We start from the raw sequence: 1584 nt of genomic DNA on the forward strand, positions 1-1584 counted from the left end.
TAATTAAGCTCTCCATTTCGATTATGATCGTCGTAATGGTTGTGGTATTTGCAATTGCCGCTTACGTGCTTGTTAAGTTCCGCAGAAGAAAGGGAAACAATGAAATTCCTGAGCAAGTAGAAGGTAACCATAAGCTGGAGATCATCTGGACAGCGATTCCGCTGCTCCTCGTACTCGTGCTTGCAGTTCCTACTATTCAAAAGGTATTTGCTTATGGTGAAAGTGACTGGAATAATCCAGACGCTCTGAAGGTGGAAGTAACTTCTCATCAATTCTGGTGGGAGTTCTATTATCCAGACCAAGATGTGAGAACGGGTCAAGAGCTGATCATTCCGGTTGGCAAGAAAATATCGTTCCAATTGAAAACAAATGATGTACTTCACTCCTTCTGGGTACCATCGCTTGGCGGTAAAATGGATACCAATGCAGAGGGCAGCGTCAACTACTTGACTTTAGTTGCTGACAAAGCGGATACATTCATTGGTAAATGCGCCGAGCTCTGCGGACCTTCGCACGGATTCATGGAATTCCGGGTGAAAGCAGTGGATGATGCAACGTTTGACCGATGGGTAACAGCAATGAAAGCGCCTGCTGTACTTCCTGCGGATAATGCCCTTGCTGAGAAGTTCAAGACCAACTGTCTCTCTTGCCACGCTGTAGGCGATCAGGGCGGAAGTGCGGGGCCTAACCTGACAGGTATGGGATCGCGTGAGACTGTAGCGAGTATCTTGCTGAACGATATAAGCGGCAAACCAGGAACGAAGCCAGTTAAGGACAACATGATTGAATGGCTGATGGAGCCACAGGCTGTAAAACCTGGAAACACGATGCCAGATCCGAAGGATCTTGGTTTCAGTGACGAGGAAATCGAGCAACTTGCCGATTACTTAGCCAATTATAAGTTGGATTATTAATACAGCAAGAACTTTAAAAGGGGGTACAAACCTTGGCTCATGCTCATGCTAATAGCCATAGCGTCAAACGCTATTCAGGGATCATGGATTGGTTAACAACCGTGGACCATAAGAAGATCGGGATATTATACCTGATAGCGGGCGGCTTCTTCTTCGGGATCGGTGGTATTGAAGCGATACTGATTCGTCTTCAACTGATTAAACCGATGAACGACTTGGTATCGGCTCAAGTATTTAATGAATTGATTACAATGCATGGAACCACGATGATCTTCCTGGGCGTCATGCCGATCATCTTCGCACTGATGAATGCGGTAGTTCCATTGCAGATCGGGGCGCGCGACGTTGCGTTCCCGTTTCTGAACTCACTCGGATTTTGGACATTTTTATTCGGTGGATTGTTGCTTAACCTGAGCTGGATTATGGGTGGAGCACCTGATGCAGGATGGACATCCTATCCGCCACTGTCTTCTAATGAATATTCGCCTACGCACGGCGTCGACTTCTACACGATCGGCTTGCAGATAGCCGGTATTGGTACGTTGATCGGGGGGATTAACTTCCTGGCAACGATCATTACCATGCGTGCACCGGGGATGTCGTTCATGAGAATGCCGATGTTTACATGGACCGTGTTCATCACTTCGGCTATGATCCTGTTCGCATTCCC

The 1584-nt window shown here is 47.2% G+C and carries 2 protein-coding genes; both read left to right on the top strand.

Going from position 1 to position 1584, the window contains the following annotated elements:
• The coding region (gene coxB / locus ACFRAK_RS28465) for a cytochrome c oxidase subunit II (RefSeq protein WP_394573109.1) at positions 1 to 914 on the top strand (914 nt) is incomplete at its 5' end.
• Between the two features lie 83 nt (positions 915 to 997).
• The coding region (locus tag ACFRAK_RS28470; RefSeq protein ID WP_394573110.1) for a cbb3-type cytochrome c oxidase subunit I at positions 998 to 1584 on the top strand (587 nt) is incomplete at its 3' end.

The sequence above is a fragment of the Peribacillus sp. NPDC056705 genome (genome assembly GCF_043656335.1).